Source organism: uncultured Gimesia sp. (genome assembly GCF_937919775.1).
GTDB lineage: Bacteria > Planctomycetota > Planctomycetia > Planctomycetales > Planctomycetaceae > Gimesia.
The window spans coordinates 1-3,326 of sequence record NZ_CALFPF010000415.1 but is presented as its reverse complement, the minus strand read 5'-3'; the positions used below and the strand labels follow the sequence as shown (position 1 = coordinate 3,326).

Annotated in this window: 2 protein-coding genes; one reads left to right on the top strand and one right to left on the bottom strand. The window is 52.8% G+C overall.

The genetic code is table 11. From position 1 onward, the window contains the following. Positions 1–612 precede the first annotated feature (612 nt). Positions 613–3,099, top strand: a complete 2,487-nt coding sequence (locus Q0294_RS11400; RefSeq protein WP_299464994.1) for a GDSL-type esterase/lipase family protein — start codon at positions 613–615, stop codon at positions 3,097–3,099. Here the strand turns inward: Q0294_RS11400 and Q0294_RS11395 are convergent. Beyond that, positions 3,096–3,326, bottom strand: a 231-nt coding sequence (locus Q0294_RS11395) for a hypothetical protein (RefSeq protein WP_299464991.1), incomplete at its 5' end; no start/stop codon positions are given. The genes Q0294_RS11400 and Q0294_RS11395 overlap by 4 nt on opposite strands.

Here is a 3,326-nt window from a genome sequence, read left to right as displayed (position 1 = left end):
GAGTTGTTCGGAGAGTTTGAAGGCGTTTTTATTTTCTCGATGACCTCTTAGGGGTGGATCGAATGAGTTCTTTCTGTCGATGGTCATAGGTGCTTTGCATGTGTGTGGACATGGCCTGATTCTTGTGAATCAGGCCGCTCGAGGGAAGAGATCATCGGCATATCATAGCGAGTGGGTGTCGAGTACTCGCGCGAAAATGTCTGAAATGTTGTGACAAAGTGCAGTGGTAATTCCGCCGCCACGGGGCACACGTAACGTGAAGCTGAAGTGGATTAAATAGTGAAAAACGGGGTTCCTCACGGAGAAAGTCTGCGCAGAAACCGGGTTGGCCGCTGAAAAATAATTCGCTCGGCAGCGATTCCCGAATTTCAACAACAGAAGCACAACAAAAGTGGAGAAAAATCACTTCGTTTTAGACACGGGAGACCGCGGTGGTTACAATCAGGGACAAGCCGTGCCTGAATCGGTTCCAGGCTGATGCATATGGGAAATCTCGGCCAAAGCTTGTGACTGGTGTCTTTATATGGGGGCAGTTTAAAATGTTCAGAGAGTGGTAACGGAGTACATCCGATGGGCCACGCAAACCGGCAATCTACTGACAGGAAACTCGTTATGAAATACAACATTGCCAGGTATATCAGGGTCGCGCTGTTATTCGGTCTCATCACAGTTTCAGAGACATGCTTCCTTGCTGCGGAACCGACAACGATTGTTGCCTTCGGTGACTCCACGACTGCGGTCCGTGGTGAATTGAACGTCTATTGCTACTTACTGAAGTCGGGACTTGCGCAGCGTGGCATGCCAGCGCAAGTAATCAATTCCGGTGTCGGCGGGGATCACACTCAGAGTGCTCGTGAACGCTTTGAGAACGATGTGCTGGCGCATCATCCGGATCTTGTGATCATCCAGTTCGGAATTAATGATTCCACCATTGATGTCTGGAAGACTCCGCCTGAGAATCAACCGCGTGTTGCTCTGAAGAATTACAAAGAGAACCTCAGGTACTTCGTAACCGAACTCCGTAAACGCGATGCGCAGGTTGTGCTGATGACTCCCAACCCGCTGCGTTGGACTCCCCAATTACGAACAATGTACGGCAAGCCTCCTTATCTGCCGGAGCAGGAGGACGGCTTCAACGTCCGGCTGAAAGAATATGCGGAAGCTGTTCGGAAAATCGCCAAAGCCGAAAACGTGCCGCTGGTGGATGTGGCCCTGGCTTTTGAGTCTTACGGAGCAATGGACGGCAAGTCCGTCAGCGACTTATTACTCGACGGGATTCACCCCAACAATCAAGGTCATCGATTAACTGCCGCCGGGTTGATCGAACAGATCGTTCGTCAACAGCGTGCCGCAACACCTGCTCAAAAACAGATTCCGCTGACACACTCTGAGCAGTGGCAGAACTTCAAACAAGCAGAACGAATCACAGACCTGACGCGCTGCGTCCCGGCAGACGCCATTTCGGAGGGTCGACACCATGATAAATGGAAAGTATTTGAATATGAAACGGCTGAGTTCTCAGGAAAATGCGTCTCCGTCGGACGTGAGTCATCCGCCCCGGACCTGACATTGAAGCTCGGCAAACAGGGCTGGCACGCCGTCTATATCGGGCTGAGTTCGATTACCGATCTCGTACGACCCGCGAAGAATAATGTGGAAGTGAAATTCACGAACGACTCTGCTTACACCCGACTGAGCAATCGACTCAATCTGGGTCCGCAACGTCGTGATGTGCTGGAAGAAGTATTCCTGGGCGCCGCGAACCTGACCGACAACGACTTACAGTTCTCTACCGTGTACCAGATGCCTGCGCGGATTCATCATGTCAAAACCATTCCACTGACCGACGAGGAAGTCGCCTGGTTACTTGCTGATCGTGCTCAAAAGATGACGAAAACAGCAGTGGCAACCTTCGACGGTTATACCTGGATTCATCCGTTCCGCCCTCAGAATCGTGCCGATCTTGCAGCGACATTCTCCTCGTATCGCGACAGTGACTTCAAGACCTGGTGGTTCCAGGTCGGAGGCGCTGACCTCGTCCATCACCCAAGCCAGGTGGGAAACCTGATGGGAGGGCATCTTGATACATTCCCGAGGGAAGTCGATCGCGAGTATGTCGAATCGGTTCGTCATCTGCATCAGCAGGGGATAGACCCTTTGAAAGTAGCCGTTGAGGAAGCACATCGTCAAGATGCGGAAATCCTGGTCTGCCTGCGTGCCGCCGGCTGGAAAGCGGCACCGCCGTGGGAGGAATTCTTCATGAGCAGTTTCTACGAAGCGCATCCCGAATGGCGTTGCATCGATTATGACGGAACGCCGACGATGCATCTCAGCTACGCCGCTGAGGAGGTCCAGGATCATCTGATCGAAGTCTACCGCGAGGCACTGCAGAGAGGCGCAGACGGCGCCGGATTTCTCTTTCATCGAGGCATGCCCATGATTCTGTGGGAAGAACCGTTCTGTCAGCGATTCATCAAAGAATTCGGGGAGAATCCTCGCAATCTGGCCGAAGACGACCTACGCGTGTTCCAGCTGCGGGCGACGATTGTCACGGAGTTCGTTCGTAAAATACGGGCGATGCTAGATGAGACTTCAGCTCAGCGCGGAACCGCACATCACCGTCTCAAGCTTGCCGTTTCCACATTTTCCTCCCGTGCCGATAATCAGAAGTTCGGGCTGGATGTGGAACGTTGGATTAAAGAGAAACTGATCGATCAGATCGGCATTGCCTGGTTCGCTTACTATACCAGCGGCCTGAAATCGAAGTCAGGAGACACGGCTTACTACGCGCGCATCACCGAGGGGACGGATGTAAAAATCTTTCCCTTCTATGTTGGCTGGAAAATGGAAAGTGCGGACCGCCTGCTGCAGTCTGTCGCCCGGGACTATGAGCAGGGGGCCGACGGGATCGCCGTCTGGGATCCGAATCAGTTTGTTACCTGGCAAAAAGGTCACAATCCTTATTGGCCCCTTGTTTCAAAGCTCGGTCATCGCCAGCGAGTCCGCGATGGCTCATTACTTTTCAAACCGACTGCCATCCCACTCACAAGACTCGGCGAAAACCACTACAGCCGCTGGTACCCGAATACCGGATTTTAGAGACTTGAACTGCCCCCACGAATGACACCAGTCACTCGAATTAGTGTTCTGTTATTTCCATGACTGTTCTGCTCGCCTGTTGGAGCGGAAGCAGGCGAGCAGAACAGCTTCGCTTCCGGCACCCTGCAGTTAATGAAGGTTCGGGATTCTTCACGGCTCCATCCGACTATCGTTCCACCGATCTCACCAGCGTGATAATTGTCTGGCGGATGTGCTGCGGCAGTTCC